Source organism: Bacillus alkalisoli, assembly GCF_002797415.1.
GTDB classification, from domain to species: Bacteria; Bacillota; Bacilli; order Bacillales; family Bacillaceae_I; genus Bacillus_CD; species Bacillus_CD alkalisoli.
The window spans coordinates 375,571-400,852 of sequence record NZ_KZ454944.1 but is presented as its reverse complement, the minus strand read 5'-3'; the positions used below and the strand labels follow the sequence as shown (position 1 = coordinate 400,852).

The following is a 25,282-nucleotide window of genomic DNA, read 5'->3' as shown; positions in this document are numbered from 1 at the left end:
CAGAACAGTTCCTGTCCCGGTGTCCATAGATTAAATACGTGCTAATATATATATTAGCACGAAGTGTTATAGGGAACTGGGGCCAGACCCACTAGCGTTGCACGACTGTGTAAGATTTGAAAACATTCAATATTTTTACAGTAGCTGCTATGTAAGGGATTAGAAAATAACCTTAGATAGAAAATAATTAACTCAATACAAATAAACCCGCCGAGCTACATTACTCAGCAGGTTTTAGTAATTTCAAATCTTACTTCTTACTATAATAATCAACATACCAATTAGCGAACTTCTGTAAGCCCTCTTCAATCGATGTTTCTGGTTTAAACCCAACAGCTTCCTGCAATAAATCTGTTGAAGCATACGTAGCAGGAACATCTCCTGGCTTAATTGGTTCAAACACCTTTTCAAACTGCACTTCTCTTCCTAAAGCTTTGCTTAAAGTCTTCTCCAATGTATTAATAAACGTCATCAACTTTTCCGGATTGTTGTTACCGATGTTAAACACCTTGTGAGGAACGGCATCTACTGATGGTTTACCGATAAGCCGCTCTATTCCTTCTACTATATCATCGATATAAGTGAAATCACGATAAAGATCGTTATCAAAATCACCGTTGTTAAATATTTTAATTGGTTCACCTGCAAAGTATTTATCTGTAAAACCAAAATAGGCCATATCTGGCCTTCCCATTGGGCCATAAACGGTAAAGAAGCGAAGTCCAGTAGCCGGTATTTTATACAAGTGGCTATACGTATGAGCCATTAATTCATTTGATTTCTTCGTTGACGCATAGAGTGATACAGGAGTATCTACAAAGTCTGTTTCTTCAAATGGTACCTTTTTATTGGCACCATAAACAGAGCTTGAAGATGCATATACTAGATGTTCTACTGGATTGTACCTACAAGCTTCTAAGATATTATAGAATCCAATAATATTGCTCTGAATATATACATCTGGATTTTCTATAGAATAACGTACACCCGCTTGGGCTGCTAAATTAACCACAACATTAGGCTTGTACTTTTCAAAGACTTCTGTAATTAAAGCCTTGTCTGAAATATCTCCCCTAATAAAAGTAAACTTACTAAAAGGTTGTAGTTGCTCCAGCCGATCCATTTTAAGATTCACATCGTAGTAGTCATTCACATTATCAACACCTATTACTTTGCAGCCACTTTCTAATAGGTTCTTAGACAAATAATACCCAATGAAACCTGCTGCTCCAGTAATAAGATAAGTTTTACTAGGATCTAGCGGCTTGTAACTCAAGATTTCTCGACTCCTTTGCAACTTCTCTCTCTACAGCCTTTCTTCCAATAGAGTGGTACTCCACCCCTGCTTCCTGCATTTCCATAGTACTATAAATATTTCTTCCGTCATATACTAGCGGCGTTCTCATTAAATCCTGATACATTCCAGGAGTAACAGCTTTAATCTCTCCCCATTCAGTAAAGATAAAGCAAACATTTGCACCTTCTAGTGCTTCTTCAATATTACTTACATAAGTAATATTACCTTTGCCACTCTTACCTTCTGGATGTACTTTTGCAAAGTTATCGGCACCTATAGGGTCAAACGCATAAATATCTGCACCTTGCTCTAGTAATAATGGCACATTCTCAAGAGATGCAGCTTCACGTAAATCATCTGTCCCAGGTTTAAAAGTTAAACCAAGTACAGCTACCTTCAGACCACTAAACGTAATAAGTCTCTTGCTAGCTTTTTTGTATAACATTGTCTTTTGATCAGTATTGACGTCAATTGCAGCCTTAACGGTTCGTAGTTCATATCCATGCTGCTTTGCAATATTCTCTAGTGCTTTCGTATCCTTAGGAAAACATGAACCGCCATAACCGATACCTGCGTTTAAAAACTTACTTCCTATACGAGCATCATAACTCATTCCTTTTGCAACATCTTGCACATCCGCTCCTACTAGTTCACAAAGGTTAGCGATGTCATTCATATAAGAAATTTTCAAAGCCAGGAAATCATTTGATGCATATTTGATCATCTCTGCAGATCTTCTATTAACTGATACGATCGGTAAGTTAAAGGGTTCATAAATTTCCATTAAAACTTCTTCAGCCCATTTGCTTTCCGTTCCAATTATTATTCTTTCTGCATGAAGTGTATCATGTACAGCAGAACCTTGTGCTAAAAACTCCGGGTTCGAGGCTACTTCAACTTTTACATCATTTACTAAAAAGTCTTGAATAAACTGTTCAACTTTATCATTTGTTCCAACTGGAACGGTCGATTTAACAACAACTAAGCAATCCTTTTCGATTGATTCAGCAATTTGTCTAGCAACCGTTGCAATATAGGAAAGGTTTGCAGAACCGTCTGGTTGTTCTGGGGTCCCAACCCCGATAAAGATTGCATCAGCATCTCGGTAAGCCGATTTGTAATCTGTTGTATAATCAATTCTTCCAACAGCGTAGTTTTTTTGCATTAGCCCTTCTAAACCTGCTTCATATATTGGAGAAGTCCCAGACTTCATTAGGTTCACTTTATCTTCATCAATGTCAACACACATTACTTGATGGCCTACTTCAGCAAAACATACACCTGCTACTAAGCCAACATAACCTGTACCTGCTACTGCGATTTTATACACGTTAAAGCCCCCTTTCCCACTTTAGGGTTAAATAGTATACTGCTTTTCAAAATAACTTTGGTATTCCCCACTAATTATTTTCTCCCACCATTCCTTGTTATCTAGATACCATTGTATAGTTTGAGCTATTCCCGTTTCGAATGTATAAGTGGGTTTCCAACCTAATTTTTCTAGTTTAGTAGGGTCAATTGCATATCGCTTATCGTGTCCCAAACGGTCTTTTACAAATTCAATTAAGTCATCAGATTTACCTAATGTTTGAATAATCGTTTTTACTACTTCTAAGTTAGTACGCTCATTATGGCCACCTATGTTATAAACTTCACCATTAACACCTTCGTGTAGCACTAAGTCTATTGCAGCGCAGTGGTCAATAACATGTAACCAATCACGAATGTTTTTACCGTCACCATAAACCGGTACTTTTTCATCATTTAAAACACGCGAAATAGTTAATGGAATTAATTTTTCTGGAAAATGAAATGGTCCATAGTTATTAGAGCAACGGGTGATATTCATTGGTAAACCATACGTTTCATGATAAGCTCGAACCAACAAATCAGATGATGCTTTACTTGCGCTATAAGGGCTATTAGGCTGTAGCGGTGTTTCCTCTGTAAAGAATGTCGTTGGATCAAAGTCTAACTCACCATATACCTCATCCGTTGATACGTGAATAAATTTCTTAAGATCAACAGCTCTTGATGCGTCTAATAATACTTGGGTACCGACCACATTAGTTTTCACAAAGATCCCTGGATCTGTAATAGAACGGTCAACATGACTTTCTGCTGCAAAATGAACAACGTAATCAAACTGCTCTTGTTCGAAAAGGGGAATGATTGTATTCCGATCTGCAATGTCCGCTTTAATAAAATGATAATTTTCTTTAGTCTCAATGTGTTTATGCTTCGTTAAGTCACCGGCATAAGTTAATAAATCTAAATTGTAAATATCATATCCAGGATATTTATCAACCATGTATTGAACAAAGTTTCCTCCAATAAAACCTGCTCCACCGGTAACAAGAATTTTCTTTCGTAACATCTATTTCACCTCTTGGGTTAATTCAATTAAATATTGTTTTAGTGCATCTTGCCATTCCAGTAATGGCTTAAACCCATTATCAATTAATTTCTGCTTAGACAAACGCGAGTTTTTCGGACGTATTGCTCGTGTTGGATACTGCTCACTTGTAATTGAATTTACAGTAATTCTTTTATTAGCTTGTTTAAAAATTTCTTTAGCAAATTCATCCCAACTACAATATCCCTCATTAGTAGCATGATATGTTCCAAACTTTTCAGTCTGTATCATGTCAATTAATAATCTAGCTAGATCAAATGTATAAGTTGGGGAACCAAATTGATCCCCTACAACACTTAATTCATTTCTACTTTCAGCTAAACGAAGCATCGTTTTAACAAAGTTATTACCGTTAATTCCAAAAACCCAGGATATACGAACAATAAACCAATTTTCTAATAACTGCTCTACTACCTTTTCCCCTTCATACTTTGATAACCCATAATAGCCTATCGGACTAGGTTTATCAGTCTCAACAAAAGGCCTTTCACCGGCACCATCAAATACATAGTCAGTACTAATATACATGAACTTTGCTTTTGTTTCTTTTGCTGCAGTAGCGATATATTTAGTAGCCTTTACATTTACATTCCTACAGGTTTCTTTATCATCCTCTGCATTATCTACTGCTGTATAAGCAGCACAATGAATAATAGCATCTGGTTTTATGTTTTTTATATATTTCTTAACATCTTCCTCAACTGTAAGGTCTAAATCTTTTCTACCAATCCCGTGCATATTAAAACCATGTTTCAAACCTTCTCGGACAACATCATAGCCTAATTGGCCATTATATCCAGTTACTAAGACCTTCATTGTTTACACTCCATAAAAAAAGTTATTATCTGCATCTTTTAACAGCGGTGCTTTTTCATCTTTTTCAGAAAGTATTGGTGTAATATCTATAGGCCACTGAATATTAATCGAAGGGTCATTCCAAATAATACCCCGATCGTTTTCTGGTGAGTAAAGTTCATCGACTTTATATTGGACCTCTACATCATTGGTTAACGTCATAAATGCATGTGCAAAACCCTTCGGTACTAATAATTGCTTTTTATTTTCTGCACTGAGCTCTATGCCAAACCATTGACCATATGTGGGGCTACCATTTCTGATATCTACTGCAACATCAAAAATAGAGCCTCTTGTACATCTTACTAGCTTTGATTGAGCCTTCGGGTTTAATTGATAATGCAAACCTCTTAAAGTCCCTTTTGCAGCTGAAAAAGAGTGATTGTCTTGAACAAAGTTCAAATCAATCCCCGCTTCTTTAAACTTACTATAGCTATATGTTTCCATAAACCAGCCACGATGATCTCCAAATACTGTCGGTTCTATAACAATTACTCCATCTAATTTTGTTTTTGTATACTTCAAGCTAGAACCTCCTCTTTTTGCAATATATCTTTATTTTGGTTAGCCAATCTAACTAGATATTGTCCATACTCATTTTTCTTTAATGGTGCTGCTAACTCTAATAGTTGGGCTTTCGATATATACCCTTTTCTATATGCAATCTCCTCTAAACAGGCTACCTTTAAACTTTGACGTTTTTCAACAGTTTCGATATATGTCGATGCATCAAGTAAAGATTCGTGAGTTCCAGTGTCGAGCCATGCAAAACCACGGCCTAATAGTTCAACATTAAGCTCCCCTAATTCTAAATAGGCTTTATTCACATCTGTAATTTCTAATTCACCACGTTCTGAAGGCTTAATCTTTTTTGCTATGTTAACTACCCTATTATCATAAAAATATAATCCAGTCACAGCATATGTTGATTTTGGATGCTTTGGCTTTTCTTCGATCGAAATAGCCTTACCCTCTTGGTCGAACTCAACCACACCAAAACGCTCTGGATCTTTTACATTATATCCAAAGACAGTCGCTCCTTTTTCTCTAGAAGCTGCGTTCTCGAGTAACTTTGTAAAACCATGACCATAAAAAATATTATCGCCTAATATTAAAGCAACACTATCATCACCAATAAATTCTTCACCTATTAAAAAAGCCTGAGCTAAACCATCAGGCGATTCTTGTATGGAATATTTAAGGTTTATTCCAATGTCCCTTCCGTCACCTAGAAGCTGTTCAAATCTTGGTGTATCTTGTGGGGTAGATATTATGAGTATATCTCTAATACCTGCCAACATAAGTACAGATAGAGGATAGTAGATCATTGGTTTATCATAAATTGGTAATAATTGTTTTGAAATAGTTTTTGTTAATGGATAAAGTCTTGTTCCACTACCGCCTGCTAATATGATTCCTTTCATAATATGCCCTCCTTATTGTAGCCATGTAAATGCTGAATGATAATTTAACATTTATAAACGTCAGTTTCATGTATGTGAAAGAACAATCTTAATTAAAGACCCCATAATATTATGGTAATCATAAATTTCTATTACACTAGTGGTTTCTATGCTTTAATTAGTGATTGAATTTGTTTAGTTGTAAAAATAAGATCATTTCTTTTTAAAAGTAAATACAAAAGGTAAATTACTCCATATACAACTGTAAATAACCAAGAATCAATAAACCAAGCTGCTAAAATAAAACTTGAGGATAATAATAATTCCAAAAGAATATCTTTGAATATAGATACCCCCAAAATTTTCGAGATAAGTATCTCAGCTAAGATTGATCTAAATGCCAGAATAAAAACTATTGAAAGTATTGCTAAATTTAAATTTTCTATTAACATAGTGGTTAATAAAGTTATATTTACACTTAAAAACAGTGAAATTAAATTAATCTTCAACATTAATTTCTCTTTTCTTAATGTTTTTAAAAACGTATTTATTAGTAAAGCAGTTTTACCTTCATATACACACATTGGAAAAAGTAAAGCTAAATATAAAACACTTTCTGCATAATCAGGTAACCAAGACGACAACATCACACTAAGAGGATAGTAAAGAATGAGAACTCCAAATAGTATTACCATTAATAAGTCCCTCATAGATTTATATATATTAGGGAGCCTATCCATCTCAGTTTTTCTTAAAATGGGAAACAATATTATACCAACCGAATTTATGAATAGCATTAAAAGTTTGGAAATACTCAATGTTAGAGATACTTTTCCGAAAGTTGCTATATCCCAAGATCTTTCTATACCAAATCTTACAACACCAATAATCAGCATGCTAGCTATATTAGCAAACATTAGTTTTATACCAACACTAATATTTTCTATAGTTTCATTAAAACTTAAGTAGAAATTATTTACTTTATTGAAAATGAGATCTCTACATGAATAAACTGCATATAACAAAGATACAAATTTTCCAATTAAATCTGCAACAATGATTAATTCGTATTCTCTAACCCCGAAAATTAAAAGGGCAATAACCAAACAACAATATAGTAATCTATCCATAATAATCATTTGAGAATATTCTTTTATTCTATTTGTTGCCTGAAGAATAAACATAGGCATGGCTCTAACCCCCATTAAAACCATGCAAAATGAAACCATTATTAATATAAATTCTCTTTCTACCTCATTAATAAAGATAGAAGAAAACACTATAATTATTATTGATAGGATAAGCTGAGAGATAGTTAACATCCAAAACTGAGAAAAAAACACCTTTTTTTCTAATTTGTTATATTCCATTCCCCCATACCTTAGATAAATCCCATCATTCCACCCAAATTGCAGGAAACCTACATATGCTACATAAAACAAATACAATTGCCAATATCCGTAATCTTCAACTCCAATTAGTTTAGGTACTATTAATACAATTAACACAGATATTATTAATGAAGTAATATTTGCAGTTATAGCATATGAAAAGTTTTTAAAAAATTTCCTTGCTTTACTATTCATCCTTTCGCTCCGTTACTCCATTATTTTTTTAAATATATCATTCTCTAGCATATCTATATTAATATCTTTATACAGCAGTTCAATGTTATCACAGATGGCTTTCTCACTTAATTTTGAGAAATCTATTTCAAGTAATTTTTCAATGATATTTTCGGAAAACCTATACTTCAAAATCTTACCACCAGCAAAAATAGCATATGGTGGGACATCCTTAGCAACTACAGAGCCTGCTGCAATTATTGCCCCTTGACCAATGGTAACCCCTGATAGTATCAAACACCTTTCTCCAATCCAGACGTCATCTTTCAAAACTATCGGCCCTTTTGTTAGAGTATTTTCCTTCGAACCATATATATATTTTTTGAATGGGAATGTAGACAAAAATTGATATGGATGCTCTCCGCCTAAAAGAAATTTAACATCTCCTGCGATTGAACAATATGATCCAATAATTAACTTTTCTTCAGGATTTCCAAAGGTATTTACATCTATTGATCCGTAAGTTTTCTCACCAACAACAACCTTATCAATTGGAAATATTTTTTTTACATTAGTGTTATTATGACTATTTTTTTTTCTCCATTTTTTTTTAAACATTAATAACTTCACATTATTTTTTATTTTCCTTACCACTTTATTAATCATTAATTATTCTGCTCTCCTTGAATTTACCACATTAATTTAATGAGGGCTTCAGTGATATTTTTACTATTCTTGAAAAATAAAATCAACTACGATAATTTCTAAATAAATCTGTGAAACAAAAGGTTGGACAATTTTAAAAAACAGCGGCATTTATAGATAGTTAATGTAGTTGTTACTTATAACCAACTAGTATATTTTTATAGAGTCCAATAATTATACCCCTTTGTTTCAACTTCCACTCTGTCAAGTACACTCTTAACATCAATTATAACTTTTTCATTATTATTTACATCGGCAAACATGTTACCAATTTCATTCAAACTCAGACTTTTAAACTCCTTATGAGCAACTGCAAAAACTAAACAGTCAGCGTTACTGACATCTTCAAAGCTTGCAACTTCAATACCGTATTCATGCTTTGCCTCTTCTTTATCAGCTTGTGGATCTATTACTATTGGCTTAATTCCATACTCCTCAAGTGAGCTAATTATATCGATAACCTTAGTATTTCTTATATCTGGACAGTTCTCTTTGAATGTCAAGCCCATTATATATACCTTTGCTTGCTTTACTTTCTTATTAGCTAAAATAAGTTTTTTTATTATTGATGAAGCAATGAATTCTCCCATCCCATCATTGATCTTCCTTCCTGATAGAATAATCTGACTGTGGTACCCTAGCCTTTCAGCTTCATATAAGAAGTAATAAGGATCTACACCAATACAATGCCCCCCTACAAGACCTGGGTAAAATTTCAGTGCATTCCACTTTGTATTCATCGCTTCTATTACCTCGTTAGTATTAATCCCCATTCGATCAAATACCATAGCAAGCTCATTCATAAAGGCAATGTTAATATCTCTTTGACTATTTTCTACGACCTTCGCAGCTTCAGCTACTTTAATTGAACTAGCTTTATGGATTCCTGCTTTTATTATTAATCCATATACCTTGGATATTTCTTCCGCACTTTCATTGTCTATTCCCGAGACAATTTTAATTATATTTTCAAGAGTATGCACTTTATCTCCAGGGTTAATGCGTTCCGGAGAATAACCTACTTTAAAATCAACTCCACATTTTAATCCTGACTCTTTTTCTAAAATAGGGATACAGACATCTTCTGTTACACCAGGATAAACCGTAGATTCAAAGACTACTATTGAACCTCTAGTCAAATTCTTCCCAACTATTGCACTAGCACCTTCAACTGGAGAAAGGTCTGGAGTCTTATCTGTATTAATTGGAGTAGGTACCGCAACAATCAAAAATTTAGATTCTTTTAACCTTGACTCTTCTGTCGTAAATTCTACAGTAGACTGCTTAATTATTTCATTACCAACTTCATTAGTAGGATCTATACCAGATTTATACATATCTATTTTTCTTTTATTAAGATCAAATCCGATTACGTTTACTTTTTTTGCAAATGCCACAGCTAAAGGCATTCCTACATATCCTAATCCTATCACAGAAACTTTAGCTTCTTGACTTAAAATTTCTTCATATAAACTCATATTAATTCTCCTTTTGTTGCTGTACTATAGTACATTTTAATTCGATTAAAAACTATAAGATATTTAATAATCACAAAAAATACACTCTCTTTTGTTTGCTAACATCACTAAATAGAGAAATTCTATTTAGCATTTTACATAAAGAAAGTGTATAATTTTCAAGTTGTTTTATGGAGTAAAAAAGATATTATTCTTTAATACAGCTTCAATTACAGCCTCATAGTGTGGGTACAATAGTACTATGAAAAAAATAAAAACGTAGCCAAATACGAGTAGATTAAAAGTAATTTTATCACTTTTATTTTTCAATACACTATTTGTTAAAGAAAATGATATATAATTTAATAATATAATATTTCTCATTAACCTAGTAAAACTTGAAGCAAGTAAATAGAAAGGCAAATATAAAAAGGCCATGATATTTATCCAATATACTAAATTAACAAACATTAATCTTTTAGCCACTATGTCCTTATTGTTATAACAATAAAGTGCATTCTCTGGGTTCTTTGTATTCTTCAAAAACATGTCTCTTGAAACCTTTGCCATGACAAATGAAAAAATTTGTAATGCCCAAAACAAGATAAACCCTAAATTAGTTTTACTGTCTAACCAAAATTCTATTTTTTCACTTTCAAATATTATAGAAATAAGTTCATTAATAAATGGAATTTGTTTTCCATTTATTAAAATAATTAAACTACCTATTATTGAAAAACCTGCAATAAATCGAATTAAAGTATTTTTCTTTTTGATGTTTATTAATACCATAGGAAGATAAAATAATGCGGCGTAGTGTATCGTACCAGCTATTAATATTAATGCACAATACAATATTTTACTTTTAAATGAACTATTTAATAAATATTTTATTGAATAAATGAAAATTGACATAGCAATAAAATTTTTAAATTGCACTACGTCTATAAAAAAAGGGAAGATAAAATAGAGTAAATATATATAGTTATAGTTACCGCTAAATCTTTTAACCGTACTATGAATTAACAGAAAAGATAAGAGTGTAGTTACTGCTAAAAACACTTCAAAACTCATACCCATAATAGTACCTAATTTAATTAGTAATCTAAATCCATATTGTAAATCTGTCCCTATAAATATATCTTCACCATTCAAAATTGAAGTATAAAGTCTGGTGTAGTTTGCATAATCAGGATTATCAGTGTTACCCCAGTATAGAACCCATGCAAAAATAAGTAATAAAAATGCTATTAGCTTGATGTGCTTTCTTCCCAAAACACACAAGAAGTTTAAATAAATTAAAATCCCCGAGAAAAAAAAAACCATGGATAACCACCTTTTGCTCTTAGCCCATAAAATAAATGGCTATCTATATTTTGAATTTAAAATCCATGTCTCTTTAAAATAACGAGATAACTCTTTTCTATAATCCTTTTTAAAAATAGAATGTACAATAAATGATATTGTTCTGAAACAATATAATGGAATAATATTGATTACACGCGAATTTAGATATTTATGGCAGTAATACATTTCACTTTTAACTTTACAGATATAAGAAAAAGCCTTTACATGGCTTGTACTGCCAGCATGCTTATGAATAACTCTACTTTTGGGATAATAAAAAGTTTTCAACCCTTTTTTTAGCATTCGGTTTCCTATAATAGCTTCTTCTCCATATAAAAAAGTATTTTCATCCAAAGGTGTAATCAAAGACGCACAAGTTTTACTAAGCATAAAGCAGCACCCCGAAACTGCATACACATAAGATGAGTTTTCATAATCACTATCGGATCCAAAGTACATAATCCTGTATTTTGGAAATACTTTTCGTAACAAGGTCTCAGCTAAATATTTTTGTTTGAGGCCCCCTTCATTATACCTTGTACCTTTTTGTATTGAGCCATCGTGATTCACAACTAATGGACCAATGATTCCAACTTCTCCATCTTCCGAAAAAGCTTCAACCATTCTAGTTATACTATGTTCTTCATATAATATATCATTGTTAGAAATCAGGATATAATTACATCCATCATCCAATGCTCGTTTTATGCCTATGTTATTGCCTGCAGCATAACCCCGATTAATATCTGAAGGTAAATATTCAATGTCATTTTCATTTAGAAAAGATAACATACTATCATTAGGGGAAACTGGAGAAGCATTATCTACCACATAAATTTTATAAGATATTCCTTTAGTTGTTTCTCTGATACTTGTAATACACCTTTTAGTGTCATCCCATGTGATATAATTTAAAATCACAATACCAACTACAGTATTTTCCATGAATTTATTTAGATTCTCCTTGTCTTAAACGTCTGTTTTAAAGACACTCATATATATATCTTTACGTTTTTTCATTATTGCTTCATTATTAAAGTTCTTAGCAAACTCAAAATTACGTTTAGCGATTTCCTTCATATCAGAATTTATTATTTTTATTACTTTATCAGCAATACTTTCAGGATCTTTCTTTATTGCAATAAACTGTTCCTGTATTAGTTCTGGCATGCCACCTACATTTGTACACACACATGGAAGCCCCCTGCTCATAGCCTCTAATAAAGACCTTCCCTGTGCTTCTGCTAAACTTGGCTGAACATAAACATCAATGTTATCTAAGAAATTAAAAATCTCATTGTGAGGAAGTACTCCGTGAAATAATATTTTGTTTTTTATCCCTAAATCATCAGCAGACTTTTCTAACCAAGAACTATCCCCACCACCAATAATATGATATTCAACATCATACCCTTTTTTTATCAGTAGGTCGACAGCTTTAATCATATAAACATGCCCTTTATAACGCATATTTGTTGCTCCTATTGAAGCAATGGAAATCTTTTTTCTTTCTTGCATTTTATCTATAAAACTCTTTCTATTTTCTAAAACTGCAGAATCAACTTCCTTTAACGATACATTAGGACAGACAAATCTTTTTCCATTGGTAGGATAGCGCTTTTGTAAAAATTCCTCAGTGATGTAAACAACAGCTTCTGATCTTTTTATACTTTTTTTTGTATTAGTAAAACTAAAAGGAGCTAACAGTTGACCTTTCAAACTATGATACCAAAGTGTATCCCAACGGCAAGCAACCACTTCAACAAGGTAGGGTTTACCTATTTTATTTGCTAAATCTAATGCTATATTCCCTATATTACTTGGCAACCGAATGATTAAATAGTCACATTTTTGTATTTCCTTGTGTAATTTTTCAGAAACTTTATACTTGCCCAGTACCTTACCTTTTACAGTAGCCAGATTAGGGCAACTAGCTATTCTTAGTCTTTCCATATTTGCTTTTGGGATTTTTGTTTCCTTTGGATCAATTATCCTTGTACGTGTAAACATAGTTATTTCGTTAGCTAAAGCATAATATCGTGAAAGTACCTCTTCAGTAAAAGTTTGTGGGTAGGCATTCCCGTCTTTATCTATTGAAATAGGGCCATCATAACAAAAAAGTAACTTCATTTGCTACTATCTCCTTCCAAAAACATCTTCAAGTACATCATTAGTCAATTCCCCAAATAACGGACCGTTGTTAATTTGATGGAAATTCATTTCTTGAAATCTAAGATTATATTCAATTAAAACTGGAATACCATCCTTATCTATAGCAAAATCCCAAGAAATTATTTTGAAATGCCCTAATTTCAAATGTTCCTTTTTGATTATTTCAATTACATCACTATAAGAAGGTACAATAAAATTATTAAATACAAATCCTTGTGGATGCTCCTCTAAGGAATTTCCATATTTATCAAAAGCATATCTCGACAATTTTCCAGAATTGGAAATGCCGGATGAAATTCCACCTGCTGCCTGATTATCAACTTTAGCACCATTGACTCCCATTCTTAATACTGATGATAAAATGTGAACCTTTCCCTGATATAAAAAAGACATTGTTCTAATTGTATTTACAGATTCTTGATTTATTGAGCTTAAATCTTTGTGTTGCTTAATTACTCCCTGAATTATATAGTCTTTCTTAAAATTCTTAATTACTTTTAGAACTTCTTTCCTCTTATTAGTAACTGTATTAAGATTAATAAAGCAGATGTCTCGTCCTCCCCCACTTTCAATTGTAGGTTTAATAACTATAGTTTCTTCATTTAAACATCGATCAATTACATCATTCTGAGATAATACATTAAATTCATCATCAAAACACGTACCACTAATATTTTTGGCTATTGTCACAGGACGATTTATATTAGAAAACCAAACATTGTGGAATGCTTTATCCGAATAGGCTTGTATAAAATTCACTCTGTTATAAAAAGGCTCAATATTACAATAAAAAATATCTTCGGGTATATATCTTACATCTTTTATCCCATTCCTAGATGAGTACCATTTGTGCCAATTTGTACTTCCCTTTATGTTAAACTTTCTCCAGTGTTCTTTAATGTCTTTAACAAGGTTAAAATCAATGGAATCAGTATCTGTTAGAAATTTAAATCTTATTTGCCATTTATAATAAAGTTTCAAATATATATTAATACTATCCTCATTTATAAAGCGTCTTAATCTCTTAAAAGCCTTTCTCATTTTAAAATCCTCCAGGTTAATTAATTCTTTATTTTATGAGGCAGTATAAACTTTTCTCCTAGAATAAAATCAAATTCATCCGGTGTATAACTCTGGTATCCACCTGCAGTATAAAAGGTCAATTCTCCAAAATATATTACTCCATCTATATTATAAAAATCGACTCTTACGTGAGGGAAATCTTTTGATAAATCTCTTGCAATTTCAACCATTTTATCAAAATTCTTTGGCTTTATGGCATTATGCTTCAAGTCTCTAATTTCAGATCTGTTATATGGAAGTTTATTAAACTCAGTATCATAAATACCTAGCTTTATACCGTCTTCCAAAAACCTTTCCACTATTACATATAGTGAAAATGGCTCCCCATTAAAACAAAAGAACTTATAATCAATTAAGTCATTATTTGAATCTTTTTCTAGATATTCCTCACAAATTATCCTTGGTTTTATATCATGGTAAGCCCATTCTCTTCCAACTTTTCCTGCCCAATCATTTAGCCATTGATTTAAAGTATTTCTCGTAAGTTCAATATCTAGTTTAGTCTTATCTTCACACAAAACGTTTGTATGACTGCCATTAGTTGTCTTCAAAACAAACCTGTTTGGTAACTCATCAAAATTTATGTCTTCTGCTCGTTCATAAACACCATACAAAGGCACCAAAATATTATCATACCCTTTTGAGGCAACATAATCCCTTACACTAAATTTATCTGAGCATTTTGTCATAAGAGAATCCCTGTAAAAAAGCTTGTACCACTGTAGTTTCTCAGTGAATCTAACTGGATTTTGTAAATTTAACTTTCTACCTGTAGTAATTTTATACTGTAACTTTATCATTGTTTTATCCGGTATAAAATCGGCTAATTTTAATATTTTTAATCTAAGTTTTTGGTTAGGTATTAACTTCTTATAATTCAATCAAATTTCACCTCTAGACTTTATTTACTTCTTTCAAATACTGCTCTATTACTATATTTCTATCAAATTGTTTTTCTACCTTATTTCTACCTGCTAATCCCATTTCTTTTTTTAATCCATCACTTAAAGATAAAAAGCTTTCAACAACCTTAACTAAACTACAAGCATTTCCAGCCTCAAATAAATACCCAGTCAATTTATCTTCAACTACATCCTTAGAACCATTAATACTTGAAGCAATACAAACCCTACCCATAGCGGCAGTTTCTAATAATACATTTGGAACTCCTTCTCCACCATGAGATGGTAAAATTGTACAATGACATTTTTCTATCCATGACTTAATATCTTTTTGAAAACCAATATAGTCAATAAACCCTTTTTTATGGTAGTCATCGATTATTTTCTGATAACTATTCTCTTCTATAAAACCTGCAATATAAAAATTTGTATTTGGATACTTGTTTTTTATGAACCTAGCTGCCTCCAAATACTGATCTATCCCTTTTAACTTCATCACTCTTCCAATAAAGATAAAATTTATATGCCCATTAGTAGGTAGGTCACTAACAGCATATTGCTTTAAATTTACACCTGAACCTGGAAGCATGGCGTAATTGCTTTTAACCATCTTATTTTCAATAAAATACTCTTTGTCACCGGTATTTTGAAAGAATATCTTATATGATTTTTTTAATGACATTTTATATAAAACCTTTACGATCTCACTAATAACATTCTTCTCTAAAAAGGTACCACCTGTACCCGTTATATTACTAACCTGTCTATAATTAGTTAGATTCGATGCTATACAACCATAAATATTTGGTTTAATTGTATATGAGAAAATAATATCTGGTTTTAATTCCTTCATTATTTTTATATACTTTAAAATCAAACCAAAATCACTGATTGGATTTATACCTCTTCTGTCTACTGGAGTGTCAATGACCCGACATCCCATATTAATAAAGAAACTATTCTCATCAGCTCTTGGCATTGAGATAAACACCTCATGGCCATCCTCGATCAGTTTCTTAATTAACTCTTTTCTAAAGTTATATAATGTTATGAAATGATTTGATAATATTAATACTCTCTTACCCACTTAACATTCACCTGCTATCTTTTTAGATACTCCCTAACCTCTCTAGCTATTCCAACTTCGAATGGTTCAGGAGAGAACCCAAAATCTTTTTTAGCTTCTTCATGTGAGAAGCACCTATCCTCACTCATTCGCTGGACTTTTTCAACATAGTCAATCTTACCAATTGTCCCTACCTTCAAGCACCTAGCTAGAAAAACCCCAAACCCTAACGGAAAGCTAATGAAAGTAATTTTCTTTCCGAGATTATTACTTATATGCCTAAAAGCTTCCTGCATTTCAATTGGCTTTTCCCCAGATAAATTATACTCTGCTTTAGCATCTTCAATAGGCATCATTAGTACATTATAGTAGGCTTTACCAAGATCTCGAGCATTTACAGGTTGTATTAACCCTTTACCGTGATTTATTACTGGAAAGAATCTAAATCTATCTACCATTTTTATAAATCTACTCATGTTACGATCGCACAAATCACCGAAAATCATAGTTGGACGCAATATAGTTACCTTTATTTTAGCTTCTGCAAGTACTTTCTGAAGCTCGCTTTCTATATACTTATATTCCTCCGATGCAACTTTAAATTTGGAATAAATCCCTGTTGTATGCACACATATTGCTCTCGGAATGTTGTTTTTGATGGCTAACTTAACAATTCGCAGTGTGTGCCTGACGTTAACAATATGTACTATAGAGTTAACATCATTCATACATTTATCCAGAAAAGATTCATCTCTAATATCTCCTACAACCTTTTCTATGTTTAAGCCACTATTATCTAACATTGAAGTATCTGATTCTTCTCTAACAATACAACGAATAGGACCTTCATATTTGTTGTTAATAAGTTCTTGTAAAAAGTACCTTCCTGTATGACCTGTAATCCCTGTTACTAATAACATACCTACACACCCTCCATTACTCTGATGATTTTCCTGTTGAGTTTTTCTCTTTTGTCGCTGCTACTTCTTTCTTTGCTGTTGTCCCCGTCCCACCTTCAACAACACCATCACTACTAACAACACTCACAATCGTTCCAAAGAAACATTTTACATCCATACCAAATCCTATTTTATTTACATAATCTCCATCTAGCTTGGCCTTCACTTCAATAGGAAGTTCATCCCTACCATTAATCTGCGCCCAACCCGTTAACCCCGGTGGTACATCATTTGCACCATATTTATCACGTTCAGCAATAAGATCGTACTGATTCCATAATGCTGGTCTAGGGCCAATAATACTCATCTGTCCAACGAAAATATTCAAAATCTGAGGTAGCTCATCTAATGATGTTTTTCTTAAAAACTTCCCCATCTTTGTAATATACTGATCTGGATTATCTAATAAATGTGTTGGAGTATCTTTAGGTGTATCAATCTTCATCGTACGAAACTTTAAAATATTAAAATGTGTTTTGTTAATTCCAACACGCTTTTGTTTGAACAGAATAGGACCCTTTGAATCTAATTTAATTCCCACAATAAGAATTAAAAAAATAGGGGACAACACTATCAACCCTACTAAAGATAGAACTATATCTATTAACCTTTTTATTTTCATGTACATCTCCGTTACACTCCTTGAAAGTTTAATTAGTTTGTTAGGACTTAACTGGAACGCACTCACTCCAACCAACTACTAACCTACTAAACCCCATCTATATCCGATAGCCACCTCGTAATATCTATTCAATCTACCTAACAAATACGAAATAGATATTCTTGCATTAATCACCCTAAACCGAGTTTCTTCCTATTAAATATAGCATTCAATCAATTTATAATCCTCACTAAATATGCCCTTAAACCCTTATCCCGCAAGGCTTTTAGCGTTATATCTAACCACGATAGTCAGTTCCCTACCACCATTCAATAACCAACAGCCCGAAGGGCAGAAGCCACCTTAACTCCCACCACTCCAAAGCTTAAAAGTACGGAACATCTCCATCATCGTCCTCATCATCACCAGCACCCGCATCAGAATGCTCACTACACAGAACATTCCCATCGACATAAGTAATAACTCCACCAACAGGACAAACTTCCTCCCCAAACTCCATCATACTCTGCTCAAAAAGTTCAGGTTTATGTTCCAATCCACTCAACACGAACTCTCTCTCATAATACCTCTTCAACTCTAACCTATTAGCAACACAAACATCTTCCCTAGACTTCTCAATCAACCCTATAACTGCTGGAACAGCAATGGCTGAAATGATAGCCAATATCACTACCGTGACTAAAAGTTCTATTAAAGTTAATCCTCTACAATTACTAATAAAATTGAATTTACTTTTCCACACCTTAGATCTCCCCCTAAGAAAATAACTTCCTTATGCAGATCTAAGATGCAGCAAGATATTTTTCAAACCCGAAGGGTTGCAATTACTTAAGAGAAACTTTAGAACTCTCCACCATCTCCACCAAAAACGGCAACAACTCTTCCCTCAACTTCTCATCCCTCATCGCAAACTCCAACGTCGTCTTCACAAACCCAATCTTCTCCCCAACATCATAACGCTTACCCTCAAAATCATAAGCAAACACACGCTGAATCTCATTCAACTTCTGAATCGCATCCGTCAACTGTATCTCTCCACCAGCACCAGCCTCCTGTCTCTCTAAAAACATAAAGATTTCTGGTGTTAAAATATAACGCCCCATAATCGCAAGATTAGAGGGAGCCGTACCCTGGGCGGGCTTCTCTACAAAATTATCCACTTGATAACTACGACCATTCTGAACCGAAGGATCAATAATCCCATACCTATGTGTTTCACTCTCCAGCACAGTCTGCACCCCAATTACAGATGATAACGTCTTATCATACTCATTCATCAACTGCTTCAAACAAGGAGTTTCTGCTTGTACAATATCATCACCTAACAACACAGCAAACGGCTCATCCCCAATAAACTTACGCGCACACCACACAGCATGCCCAAGCCCTCTTGGATCTTTTTGACGAATGTAATGTATTTCTACCTTAGAAGAAGCTTGTACCTTTTCCAACAAATCAAACTTCTCTTTTTCCATTAAATTTTTCTCAAGCTCAAAAGAATTATCAAAATGATCCTCAATCGCTCTCTTACCCTTACCAGTAACAATAATAATATCCTCAATCCCAGAAGCCACAGCTTCTTCCACTATATATTGAATCGTAGGCTTATCTACAATCGGCAACATCTCTTTCGGCATCGCCTTCGTTGCTGGTAAAAACCTCGTCCCTAAACCAGCAGCAGGAATTATCGCTTTACGAACTTTCTTCATATAATCAGCACCCCAATGTTAATCATCTATTCCTAAAGAGTAGCCCAAAGGGCGATAGTTACTATTAACCCGAAAGGGTTAATACCTCTCATCTAACATTTCTAAGCTCGAAGAGCCTCAACCTCTTCCCCATCAAACCTATTAATTATAAACTTAGGTATTATTCGTTATTTGTTAGCTGTTAGGCTTGAAGTTGTTTGTTATCATTGATTTCGAATCTGTTATTTGCTAGACCCAAAACATACTCCTGAACTTCCGCACTACTCATTTCCGAATAACCATCAACCAAATTATCCACCAAATGCATCGGAATTAAAGTTGTCTTACCAATAAATATTTTCGGGAAAATCGCATCCCCATGTACTTCACCTTCGCCTAACAACTCTTCATACATCTTCTCCCCAGGCCTAATCCCAGAAAACTCAATCCCTATCTCTTCAACTGAATAACCAGAAAGCTTAATTACATTCCTAGCTAAATCTACTATCTTAACAGGCTCACCCATATCCAACACAAATATTTCTCCACCACGCGCAAGTGTACCAGCTTGTATTACTAGTCTCGACGCTTCTGGTATCGTCATAAAATACCTCGTCATATCCGGATGCGTAACCGTAACAGGCCCACCAGCTTGAATCTGCTTCTTAAACAACGGAATAACACTCCCACGACTACCAAGCACATTCCCAAACCGAACCGCCACATACTTCGTCTTACTAACCTTAGCTAGATTCTGCACAACCATCTCCGCAATCCTCTTAGTAGACCCCATCACATTCGTAGGATTAACAGCCTTATCCGAAGAAACTAAAACAAAAGTATCGACGCCGAAGGTGTCACACGCCTCCGCAACATTCTTCGTCCCAATCACATTATTCTTCACCGCTTCAACTGGATTGTACTCCATAAGTGGCACATGCTTATGAGCCGCCGCATGATACACAACATCCGGTTGGAACTGCTCCATCACCGAAAACATCCGGGCACGATCCTGAATATCTCCAATCACCGGAACAATATCAATCATCTCACCATACTGCTTCCTTAACTCCATATCAATCAAATAAATACTATTCTCCCCATGTCCAACTAACACCAGTCGTTTTGGATTAAAACTACTTATTTGACGACAAATCTCCGACCCAATCGAACCACCAGCACCAGTAACCAACACCGTCTTACCAGTAATCGACTCCGAAATACTCTCCATATCCAACTCAACCGGCTCACGACCTAACAAGTCTTCCACTTGAATCTCGCGGAAACTATTAACCGACAACTTTCCTATTAATATGTCCTCAATCATCGGCAGTATTTGCGGCTTAATCTTCGTCTTACTACACTCTTCAAAAATCTCATTTAATTCCTTTTTACTCAAAGAAGGAATCGCAATAATAATACTATCAATCTCGTAATCTACTACAGCCGATTCTATCGCATCTTTCCCGCCTACTACTGGCACACCAAGCACTTGCAATCTATGCTTTCTTTCATCATCATCCACAAACACAACTGGCTCCATATCTGCTTCAGCATTTTGCAACAACTGACGAGCAACCATCGTTCCAGCCGCTCCTGCTCCAACAATCAACACGCGCTTCTTATCTTTACGCCTACGTATAAACGTATCGCGATACATACGCCACGAAAAACGTGATCCACCTATTAATAACACGTGCAACATCCAAGTAATTATTAACACTCGAACGAAAATATCACCAGTAAACATAAACTGAAGGACACTTGTAATTAATACAGAAAACGTAACGGCTTTCGTAATCGAAATTAACTCTCCAACACTCGCGTACTCCCAAGCCTTGTTATATAGCTTGTATCCATAAGCAAAACAATGATGCCAAATTAACAATGTAAGAGAGCTCATTAATAACGTATTCGATTGAAACACATTAAAATGTGGATTCAACAACCAAAATCCAATATATATAGCAGATATAACAATTAATGAATCAATAATAATAAGAAATGATAGCCGTTTTTTGTACGTCAACACAATTCCTCCTTTTCTTCCATTTATGAATATGTAATGAAAATGAGACGTGGACCGAAGGGCCACCTCATGCTTTTTTTATGGTGTTAGGCGTTAGCTGTTAGGGGTTAGAAAGGCAACATCAGGTATAGGTTTTCAAGACCTAACCAACTATTTATCTTTGTTGTAGTTCTAACGCTTCCTGGACAGGAGGGACAGGTAACATTGTCCACTATCGTTGACAACGTACCAGTCCCTCTGTCCACTTCGCTTGTTTGATTTAAAAGAAAAGATGTAATTACTAAGTTGGGATCGTTAATAATCACATCTTTTCTTTTAAGTTAATAGATGTAAGGCGTTAGTTGTTAGGTGGTTTGGTTTTAAATTATTAACCTAACACCTAATAGCTAACGCCTATCACCTAAAAAGGGCATTCAACCCCACCTCACATCATCCCTATGACAACGTAATGTGTCTAAGGTAAATGAATACCCATCGGGACAACCGAGTGCCTCCGTTGATAAAGGTTAGGAGACATTACCTGTTTTTCGTTCTTCGAGCGTGGACAGGAGGGACAGGTACCAAGTCCACTATCGTTGACACGGTGCCAGTCCCTCTGTTCACTTTGGTTCTCTATTTCGTTAGGGTCAAGACGGTTTTGCTTTTCCTAACAGCTAACAGCTAGTTTACACCTGTCTAGCAATATTCGACTAATTTCGACATAGGTACTTTTACCTATTTTCGTATTAAAAAATAGGAGGGGTTTAAAGGACCCTATTTCCCCCCGTAGTAATAGTAATAAGAGTTATCTTTCATTTTCTTTTTGTTCAATACAACCCCTAGCAACTTTGCTTTTGCTGCTTCTAATAATTCTTTAGATTTCGTAGCAGACTCTATTTCAGTCGAACTACTTGCTACTACTAATATTGTTCCATCACATTTATTAGCTAAGATTTGTGCATCGGTAACCGCCAACACCGGAGGAGTATCAATAACAATAACATCATAAATATCTTTAGCAGCATTTAATAATTCATCCATTGCCCTTGAACTTAACAATTCAGCCGGGTTAGGGGGGATTGGACCACTCGTCAAAATATCTAGATTTTCCACCTTCGTCATTTCCACTGTTTGAATGAGTACAGACTGTTTTGTTAAAACAGTCGTTAACCCTTTAAAGTTGTCTATTTGAAACGTGTAGTGTGCTGTAGGTTTACGTAAGTCCGCATCAATATATAGTACTTTTTTCCCCTGTTGCGCGAACACGACTGCCAAATTACCAGCAGTCGTAGATTTCCCCTCACCAGGGCCACTAGAAGTAACCATGATTGTGTGCATGTCGCTATCCACAGATGAGAATTGTATATTCGTACGGATTGTACGGTATTGTTCCGAAATTGGTGACTTAGGTAACAAATGAGAAATTAAATGACGGCTTGTAGAATTATTAGTTATATTCTTCTTTCTCTTAAGCACTCTTCTCACCTCTTAACCTTGATTTCCTAGCTTCTTTTGCCACTTCTGCTAATTCATCTTCTGAAATAACTGTAATAACACCCAAGACTGGTAAACCTAATTGATTTTCTACATCTTGTTCGGATTTAACTGTATTATCTAAGAACTCCAATAAGAACGCTAAACCTACACCAGCCATTAATCCAACAACTAACGCAATCGCCATGTTAAGTTTCGGGTTCGGTTTTACCGGAGACGTGCTTGCTGTTGCTTCCGATAAAATATTTACGTTATCTACGTTCATAAGTGAAATAATTTCACGTTGGAATACAGTAGCCGTTGCATTCGCAATTAATGCAGCCATTGCTGGGTCTTCATGTTCAACTCTGATGTTTACAACTTGAGAGTTGTTCGCACTACTAACGGTAACCTTTGAGTTTAAAGATACAGCTGTTTCTCCCCCACCAACTTGTTCACTTACAATGGAAAGAATAGCTGGACTTTTAATGATTTCGTTATATGTGTTAATTAATTGTAAGTTTGATTGAATATCCGCTGAGCTATACTGACCAGTCTCATTTTTTGATTGGTTTACTAGAATCTGTGTAGAAGATTGATAGATTGGTGTTAATACGAAAAAACTCACCATTCCACTTACTGTTGTCGCGATGATCGTAATTAACATAATTAAACTGAGGCGCTTTCGTATCGTTTGAAATAATTCTTTTAAACTAATGGTTTCTTCCATGTCGACCCCCGTACTTTCTTCTAAGTTTTCGATTTTATATTAGTTAAGGATTTTTTCCTTTTTTTACACACAAAGAATATTATAAAGAAAACTTTGTCATATATCTATAGTGTAAAGGTAAATTGTTTGTAAGAAAAGGAAATTTTTTGTTGAAAACGGTTGTAAGTTTTGACATATATATCGGTTTTTGTCGAATGTGTGTCGAAGTTTGTGGATGTGGTGGTAGGAGACCTTGTAATTGTTTTTTTATGATTTCTAAGCGGGAGGCCAGACCCCCTGTTTTAAAGATTGCTTAGTATAAGTATTTTTGTTTATATTCTAATTCTTCGTAAGGAGGTCAGGCCCCTGGTGGTGTAATAGATGGGGAGACAAACTCATATAATGGTGTAATTATGTTTGGTGAGGAGAGGTTTTCATCTTATGAGGAGACGACGACGGTTGGGAAGACGGCAAAGTCCTTTGCCACTTATATTGATCGGTTTAGCAGTTGTGCTGTTAATTTTTTCTTTTGCGAAGTTGTTTCAAACCGATGGCAGGAAAGCGGAGCATGTGGTGAAAGAATTTTATAAACACGAGCAGCTTCAACAGCATAGTCAAGCGTGGGAATTATTACATCCAATCGTGCAAGATAAATTTCCCAAAACAAGCTTTATTCAAGACCGCAACCACGTCTTCTTCGGCCACTTCGGTGCAGAAGCATATTCTTTCCATATAAAGAATAGCGGCAAAAATAAAAACTGGCGCGCCGTCAAAGACGGAGACGTACTACATAACGCCCACCACTTCACAGTAAAAAAAGAATACCGCGGCAAATACGGCCACTTCTACTTCATCCAAGAAGTATACGTAGTAAAAGAAGAAGGAAAATGGATGATTGTCTGGGATTTCAAATAGTGGCGTGACAGGAGGGACAGGTACCATGTCCACTACCCGTTGACACGGCACCAGTCCCTCTGTCCCGCTTGGTTATAATAGGAACTGGTTTAAATAATAATGACTGATTAATATATTTCACTAACAAATTCAGCTGTTGATTGGAGCGAAATCCGAAGACTCCTGCGGGAATAGAGCGAAGCGTGAGACCCCACAGGCGGAACGCCGAGGAGGCTCACGTCGCTCCCCGCGGAAAGCGAAGGATTTCGCTCCAATCAACAGCTTTTTTAATACAAATAATAAAGAGACAGCCAACGCTGTCCCTTTATTATTTATTATGAACCTGTGTTCGTTTCGTCGTCCATGTCATCCATGTTTTCGTCCATGTCATCCATGTTCTCATCCATGTCCTCATCGTACATGTTGTTATTCTCTGTTCCAGGAGGTGTTTCACCTGGTTGTTCCATTGGAGGCTGTTCTTCTGGAGGAGGAACATCACCGTTGTTTACGCCACATCCTGTCACTAACATTGCCGCAATAGCTGTACCAGAAAGTTTTAATAATAGTTTATTCATTATGTTTGTCTCCTTCCATGGAATACGTTATCGAGACCTTATTGCTTGGTCTCTTTTTATATTCCCCAAAAGGAACGGAATATTGC

General features: G+C 34.5%; 24 protein-coding genes. 1 reads left to right on the top strand and 23 read right to left on the bottom strand.

All coding sequences use genetic code 11. The features are described from left to right. Positions 1-250: 250 nt before the first annotated feature. From CDZ89_RS01965 to CDZ89_RS01860, 22 genes are all read right to left on the bottom strand, one after another. On the bottom strand, positions 251-1,276 hold the full coding sequence (locus CDZ89_RS01965; protein WP_100333084.1) for a GDP-mannose 4,6-dehydratase: 1,026 nt from the start codon (positions 1,274-1,276) through the stop codon (positions 251-253). Continuing rightward, positions 1,251-2,627, bottom strand: a complete 1,377-nt coding sequence (locus tag CDZ89_RS01960) for a UDP-glucose dehydrogenase family protein (protein ID WP_100333083.1) — start codon at positions 2,625-2,627, stop codon at positions 1,251-1,253. The genes CDZ89_RS01965 and CDZ89_RS01960 overlap by 26 nt, the downstream gene beginning before the upstream one ends. A gap of 27 nt (positions 2,628-2,654) precedes the next feature. Further along, a complete protein-coding gene (rfbB, locus tag CDZ89_RS01955; protein WP_100333082.1) occupies positions 2,655-3,674 on the bottom strand; it encodes a dTDP-glucose 4,6-dehydratase in 1,020 nt (339 codons plus the stop codon). Then, the gene (gene rfbD, locus CDZ89_RS01950; protein ID WP_100333081.1) at positions 3,675-4,529 is read right to left on the bottom strand and encodes a dTDP-4-dehydrorhamnose reductase; all 855 of its coding nucleotides are present in this window, start codon (positions 4,527-4,529) and stop codon (positions 3,675-3,677) included. 3 nt (positions 4,530-4,532) lie between these two features. Next, positions 4,533-5,093 (bottom strand): dTDP-4-dehydrorhamnose 3,5-epimerase, encoded by a 561-nt coding sequence (gene rfbC / locus CDZ89_RS01945; RefSeq protein WP_100333080.1) that lies wholly within the window; start codon positions 5,091-5,093, stop codon positions 4,533-4,535. Continuing rightward, complete coding sequence (rfbA, locus tag CDZ89_RS01940; RefSeq protein WP_100333079.1) at positions 5,090-5,992, bottom strand: glucose-1-phosphate thymidylyltransferase RfbA; 903 nt, start codon at positions 5,990-5,992, stop codon at positions 5,090-5,092. The genes rfbC and rfbA overlap by 4 nt, the downstream gene beginning before the upstream one ends. Before the next feature lie 146 nt (positions 5,993-6,138). Continuing rightward, positions 6,139-7,557, bottom strand: coding sequence for an MATE family efflux transporter (locus tag CDZ89_RS01935; RefSeq protein WP_100333078.1), 1,419 nt, complete (start codon positions 7,555-7,557; stop codon positions 6,139-6,141). 12 nt (positions 7,558-7,569) lie between these two features. Beyond that, positions 7,570-8,202, bottom strand: coding sequence for a CatB-related O-acetyltransferase (locus CDZ89_RS20245; protein ID WP_100333077.1), 633 nt, complete (start codon positions 8,200-8,202; stop codon positions 7,570-7,572). 197 nt (positions 8,203-8,399) lie between these two features. Continuing rightward, on the bottom strand, positions 8,400-9,719 hold the full coding sequence (locus tag CDZ89_RS01925) for a nucleotide sugar dehydrogenase (RefSeq protein WP_100333076.1): 1,320 nt from the start codon (positions 9,717-9,719) through the stop codon (positions 8,400-8,402). A 168-nt stretch (positions 9,720-9,887) separates the two neighbouring features. Then, positions 9,888-11,024, bottom strand: coding sequence for an EpsG family protein (locus CDZ89_RS01920; RefSeq protein ID WP_100333075.1), 1,137 nt, complete (start codon positions 11,022-11,024; stop codon positions 9,888-9,890). A 39-nt stretch (positions 11,025-11,063) separates the two neighbouring features. Further along, on the bottom strand, positions 11,064-11,990 hold the full coding sequence (locus CDZ89_RS01915; RefSeq protein WP_100333074.1) for a glycosyltransferase: 927 nt from the start codon (positions 11,988-11,990) through the stop codon (positions 11,064-11,066). 24 nt (positions 11,991-12,014) lie between these two features. Continuing rightward, a complete protein-coding gene (locus CDZ89_RS01910; protein WP_100333073.1) occupies positions 12,015-13,175 on the bottom strand; it encodes a glycosyltransferase in 1,161 nt (386 codons plus the stop codon). Positions 13,176-13,181: 6 nt separating this feature from the next. Beyond that, positions 13,182-14,258 (bottom strand): sugar-transfer associated ATP-grasp domain-containing protein, encoded by a 1,077-nt coding sequence (locus CDZ89_RS01905; protein ID WP_100333072.1) that lies wholly within the window; start codon positions 14,256-14,258, stop codon positions 13,182-13,184. A gap of 20 nt (positions 14,259-14,278) precedes the next feature. After that, positions 14,279-15,181 carry an ATP-grasp fold amidoligase family protein gene (locus CDZ89_RS01900; protein ID WP_100333071.1) on the bottom strand — a complete coding sequence of 301 codons (903 nt, stop codon included), beginning with the start codon at positions 15,179-15,181 and terminating at the stop codon, positions 14,279-14,281. 13 nt (positions 15,182-15,194) lie between these two features. Next, a complete protein-coding gene (locus tag CDZ89_RS01895) occupies positions 15,195-16,289 on the bottom strand; it encodes a glycosyltransferase family 4 protein (RefSeq protein ID WP_100333070.1) in 1,095 nt (364 codons plus the stop codon). Between the two features lie 14 nt (positions 16,290-16,303). After that, a complete protein-coding gene (locus tag CDZ89_RS01890; RefSeq protein ID WP_100333069.1) occupies positions 16,304-17,188 on the bottom strand; it encodes an NAD-dependent epimerase/dehydratase family protein in 885 nt (294 codons plus the stop codon). 16 nt (positions 17,189-17,204) lie between these two features. Further along, positions 17,205-17,855 (bottom strand): sugar transferase, encoded by a 651-nt coding sequence (locus CDZ89_RS01885; protein WP_100333068.1) that lies wholly within the window; start codon positions 17,853-17,855, stop codon positions 17,205-17,207. Positions 17,856-18,213: 358 nt separating this feature from the next. Then, on the bottom strand, positions 18,214-18,591 hold the full coding sequence (locus CDZ89_RS01880; protein WP_198508212.1) for a type IV pilin protein: 378 nt from the start codon (positions 18,589-18,591) through the stop codon (positions 18,214-18,216). A gap of 82 nt (positions 18,592-18,673) precedes the next feature. After that, positions 18,674-19,558 (bottom strand): UTP--glucose-1-phosphate uridylyltransferase GalU, encoded by an 885-nt coding sequence (gene galU, locus CDZ89_RS01875; protein ID WP_100333067.1) that lies wholly within the window; start codon positions 19,556-19,558, stop codon positions 18,674-18,676. A gap of 181 nt (positions 19,559-19,739) precedes the next feature. Beyond that, positions 19,740-21,566 (bottom strand): polysaccharide biosynthesis protein, encoded by a 1,827-nt coding sequence (locus CDZ89_RS01870; RefSeq protein ID WP_100333066.1) that lies wholly within the window; start codon positions 21,564-21,566, stop codon positions 19,740-19,742. 753 nt (positions 21,567-22,319) lie between these two features. Further along, the gene (locus CDZ89_RS01865) at positions 22,320-23,021 is read right to left on the bottom strand and encodes a CpsD/CapB family tyrosine-protein kinase (protein WP_319830022.1); all 702 of its coding nucleotides are present in this window, start codon (positions 23,019-23,021) and stop codon (positions 22,320-22,322) included. After that, complete coding sequence (locus tag CDZ89_RS01860; protein ID WP_100333065.1) at positions 23,014-23,748, bottom strand: YveK family protein; 735 nt, start codon at positions 23,746-23,748, stop codon at positions 23,014-23,016. The genes CDZ89_RS01865 and CDZ89_RS01860 overlap by 8 nt, the downstream gene beginning before the upstream one ends. 438 nt (positions 23,749-24,186) lie before the next feature. Between CDZ89_RS01860 and CDZ89_RS01855 the strand changes: the two genes are divergently transcribed. Then, positions 24,187-24,642, top strand: a complete 456-nt coding sequence (locus CDZ89_RS01855) for a hypothetical protein (protein ID WP_100333064.1) — start codon at positions 24,187-24,189, stop codon at positions 24,640-24,642. Positions 24,643-24,956: 314 nt separating this feature from the next. Here CDZ89_RS01855 and CDZ89_RS01845 read toward each other — a convergent pair whose 3' ends face one another. Then, positions 24,957-25,196: a hypothetical protein gene (locus CDZ89_RS01845; RefSeq protein ID WP_100333062.1), complete on the bottom strand. Its 240-nt coding sequence runs from the start codon at positions 25,194-25,196 to the stop codon at positions 24,957-24,959. Between the last annotated feature and the right edge of the window lie 86 nt (positions 25,197-25,282).